The sequence below is a fragment of the Caballeronia sp. M23-90 genome (genome assembly GCF_053574605.1).
The window spans coordinates 1-4,255 of the sequence record NZ_JBSIPA010000530.1 but is presented as its reverse complement, the minus strand read 5'-3'; the positions used below and the strand labels follow the sequence as shown (position 1 = coordinate 4,255).

At 57.5% G+C, this 4,255-nt stretch carries 5 protein-coding genes; all 5 read left to right on the top strand.

Features of this window, described 5'->3' with window-relative positions; translation table 11 throughout:
* The coding region (locus ACRXB1_RS31825; protein ID WP_449494296.1) for an HRDC domain-containing protein at window positions 1-229 on the top strand (229 nt) is incomplete at its 5' end.
* Between the two features lie 205 nt (window positions 230-434).
* The gene (rpsL, locus tag ACRXB1_RS31820; RefSeq protein ID WP_035935550.1) at window positions 435-815 is read left to right on the top strand and encodes a 30S ribosomal protein S12; all 381 of its coding nucleotides are present in this window, start codon (window positions 435-437) and stop codon (window positions 813-815) included.
* Window positions 816-996: 181 nt separating this feature from the next.
* Window positions 997-1,467: a 30S ribosomal protein S7 gene (gene rpsG / locus ACRXB1_RS31815; protein WP_031361587.1), complete on the top strand. Its 471-nt coding sequence runs from the start codon at window positions 997-999 to the stop codon at window positions 1,465-1,467.
* A 134-nt stretch (window positions 1,468-1,601) separates the two neighbouring features.
* The gene (gene fusA / locus ACRXB1_RS31810) at window positions 1,602-3,704 is read left to right on the top strand and encodes an elongation factor G (RefSeq protein ID WP_062000490.1); all 2,103 of its coding nucleotides are present in this window, start codon (window positions 1,602-1,604) and stop codon (window positions 3,702-3,704) included.
* A gap of 52 nt (window positions 3,705-3,756) precedes the next feature.
* Window positions 3,757-4,255 (top strand): GTP-binding protein (locus ACRXB1_RS31805; RefSeq protein WP_449494295.1); only part of this gene is annotated, 499 nt, incomplete at its 3' end.

Genomic DNA, 4,255 nt, shown 5'->3' with positions numbered 1-4,255 from the left:
CAGCCGGATTCCATTGAGGATTTGCGGCAGATTCCCGGTATCGTGGCGCGCGAGCATGGCGAAAAGCGACGGCGTGCCGGCATATGTCATTTTTCATGACGCAACGCTGGCGGAGATCGCGCGCAACGAGCCGGATTCCATTGAGGATTTGCGGCAGATTCCCGGTATCGGGGCGCGCAAGCTCGATCGGTTTGGCGACGAATTGCTCGAAGTGGTCGGCGCTGACTAGCTTTTTGCGCGCCGGCTACTCCTGCCGACCCCCAAGCTATTGACCGCATTACGAATTTCAGACTATGATGCTAGGTTCTCGTTCTTGGATCTGCTAGCGAGGATTTCCTCGCACGCATGAACCAGGAGCCGGAGTGCTCGGCGCGCAGTCCGTTTTGCTTTGCCCGAAACGGGAGCGCCGATTTTGATCAATTTAGGAATAGACAATGCCAACCATCAATCAATTGGTTCGCAAAGGCCGCGCTTCAGAAACAGTGAAGAGCAAGTCGCCGGCTTTGCAGGACTGCCCGCAGCGTCGCGGCGTGTGCACTCGCGTGTACACGACGACGCCGAAGAAGCCGAACTCGGCACTTCGTAAAGTTGCAAAAGTTCGTCTGACGAACGGTTTTGAAGTCATTTCGTACATCGGTGGTGAAGGCCACAACCTGCAGGAACACTCGGTAGTGCTGATTCGCGGCGGCCGTGTGAAAGACTTGCCGGGTGTGCGTTACCACATGGTTCGCGGCTCGCTGGATACCCAGGGCGTCAAGGATCGTAAGCAAGCTCGCTCGAAGTACGGTGCGAAGCGCGCCAAGGCTGGCAAGTAAGTTTTTTGCCAGTTGAGCAGTACAGGTTGCCTGTAACAGGGCGTTCAAGCGGTGGTGCCGGATGTGCCGGTGCTGTCGAGTAAGTGGTCACCCGGCCAAGCTGGTTAGTCGATAGATAGATCGGGTTAGTTGGTGACCGTGGAGCCGAAGTGGCTCCAACTGAAAAATCAAAGGAAGAATCATGCCGCGTCGTCGCGAAGTCCCCAAGCGGGACATTTTGCCGGATCCGAAATTCGGCAACGTAGATGTAGCCAAGTTCATGAACGTGATCATGCTGTCGGGCAAGAAGTCGGTTGCCGAGCGTATCGTTTATGGTGCTTTTGAACAGATCCAGACCAAGGGTGGCAAGGACCCGCTGGAGGTGTTCACGGGTGCGCTCAACAACGTGAAGCCGGTTGTGGAAGTGAAAAGCCGCCGCGTTGGTGGTGCGAACTATCAAGTTCCAGTGGAAGTGCGTCCGTCGCGTCGTATGGCATTGGCGATGCGTTGGTTGCGCGAAGCTGCGAAAAAGCGCAGCGAGAAGTCGATGGCCCTGCGTCTCGCAGGTGAGCTTTCGGAAGCCGCGGAAGGCCGTGGCGGCGCGATGAAGAAGCGCGACGAAGTTCACCGGATGGCAGAAGCCAACAAGGCGTTCTCGCACTTCCGCTTCTAAGGCTGAAATTCAGGCCTCCCGACCTGGGACGAACGGAAAACCTCCGGGCGGGTGCGCTTACCAAGCGCCTCGCCCGTTTGTGTTAGGGCGTAACCGGCATGTGCCGGCTGCGTCGACCCAATTAAGGATTCAAAGTGGCTCGCAAGACACCTATCGAGCGCTACCGCAATATCGGTATTAGCGCTCACATCGATGCTGGCAAGACGACGACGACCGAACGCATTCTGTTTTACACAGGCGTGAATCACAAGATCGGTGAAGTTCACGACGGCGCAGCAACGATGGACTGGATGGAGCAGGAGCAGGAGCGCGGCATCACCATCACGTCGGCAGCAACGACGGCCTTCTGGAAAGGCATGGCCGGCGACCGCCCCGAGCACCGCATCAACATCATCGACACCCCGGGACACGTCGACTTCACTATTGAAGTTGAACGTTCCATGCGCGTGCTCGACGGTGCGTGCATGGTTTATTGCGCTGTGGGCGGCGTTCAGCCCCAGTCGGAAACCGTGTGGCGCCAGGCCAACAAGTACAAGGTTCCCCGTCTCGCGTTCATCAACAAGATGGACCGTACCGGCGCGAACTTCTTCAAGGTCTACGACCAGCTCAAGCTGCGTCTGAAGGCAAACCCGGTTCCGGTCGTCGTGCCTATCGGCGCGGAAGACACGTTCACGGGCGTTGTTGACCTGATCAAGATGAAGGCGATCATTTGGGACGAAGCGTCCCAGGGCACCAAGTTCTCGTACGAAGAAATCCCGGCAGAGCTCAAGGATACGTGCGACGAATGGCGCGAGAAGATGGTCGAAGCCGCCGCGGAATCGAACGAAGAAATGATGAACAAGTACCTCGAAACGGGCGAACTGTCCGAAGAGGAAATCGTGAAGGGTCTTCGCGACCGTACGATTGCTTGTGAAATCCAGCCTATGTTGTGCGGCACCGCGTTCAAGAACAAGGGTGTGCAGCGCATGTTGGACGCTGTGCTCGACTTCCTGCCTTCGCCGATCGACATTCCGCCGGTTCTGGGCGAACTTGAAGATGGTGAGCGTGCTGAACGTCGCGCCGCTGACGACGAAAAGTTCTCGGCACTCGCGTTCAAGATCATGACCGACCCGTTTGTCGGCCAGTTGATCTTCTTCCGCGTGTATTCGGGTACGACCAAGTCGGGCGACACGCTGCTGAACGCGACCAAGGACAAGAAGGAACGTCTTGGCCGTATTCTGCTGATGCACGCAAACCAGCGCGAAGAAATCAAGGAAGTGCATGCAGGCGACATCGCTGCTGCGGTTGGCTTGAAAGACGCGACCACTGGCGATACGCTGTGCGATCCGGCGCATCCGATCGTTCTCGAGCGCATGATTTTCCCGGAGCCGGTGATTTCGCAGGCTGTGGAACCGAAGACCAAGCCTGACCAGGAAAAGATGGGCCTCGCGCTCAACCGCCTGGCTCAGGAAGATCCGTCGTTCCGCGTTCAAACCGACGAAGAGTCGGGCCAGACCATCATTTCGGGTATGGGCGAGCTGCACCTGGAAATTCTGGTTGACCGTATGCGGCGTGAATTCGGTGTTGAAGCAACCGTCGGCAAGCCGCAAGTCGCGTATCGCGAAACCATCCGCGGCAAGGCAGAAGACGTTGACGGCAAGTTCGTCAAGCAGTCGGGCGGTCGCGGTCAGTACGGCCACGCTGTCATTACGCTTGAGCCGAACGAGCAAGGCAAGGGCTATGAGTTCCTGGACGAGATCAAGGGCGGTGTGATTCCGCGCGAGTACATCCCGGCTGTGGACAAGGGTATCCAGGAAACGCTGAAAGCAGGCGTGCTGGCTGGCTTCCCGGTGGTCGACGTGAAGGTTCACCTGACCTTCGGTTCGTACCACGACGTTGACTCGAACGAAAATGCATTCCGCATGGCAGGTTCGATGGCGTTCAAGGAAGCAATGCGCCGTGCAAACCCGGTTATCCTCGAGCCGATGATGGCCGTGGAAGTCGAAACGCCGGAAGACTACATGGGCAACGTGATGGGCGACCTGTCGAGCCGTCGCGGTATCGTCCAGGGTATGGAAGACATGATTGGCGGCGGCAAGATCGTACGCGCTGAAGTCCCGCTGTCGGAAATGTTCGGCTACTCGACGTCGCTGCGTTCGGCGACGCAAGGTCGCGCTACGTACACGATGGAATTCAAGCATTATTCGGAAGCGCCGCGTAACGTCTCCGAAGCGATCATCAACGCTAAATCCAAGTAATTCGGCAGGCCAAAAGTCTTTAACCGATTAACAAATTTGAAAGAAGGTAATCATGGCAAAAGGTAAATTCGAACGGACCAAGCCGCACGTCAACGTAGGCACGATTGGTCACGTCGACCACGGCAAGACCACGCTGACGGCAGCAATCGCAACGGTGTTGTCGAAGAAGTTCGGCGGCGAAGCGAAGGCGTATGACCAGATCGACGCGGCGCCGGAAGAGAAGGCACGTGGTATCACGATCAACACGGCACACGTCGAGTACGAAACGGCCGCGCGTCACTATGCGCACGTTGACTGCCCGGGTCACGCCGACTATGTGAAGAACATGATTACGGGTGCAGCGCAGATGGACGGCGCAATCCTGGTGTGTTCGGCTGCAGACGGCCCGATGCCGCAAACGCGTGAGCACATCCTGTTGGCTCGCCAGGTTGGCGTGCCGTACATCATCGTGTTCCTGAACAAGTGCGACATGGTGGACGACGCCGAGTTGCTGGAACTCGTCGAAATGGAAGTGCGTGAGCTTCTGTCGAAGTACGATTTCCCGGGCGACG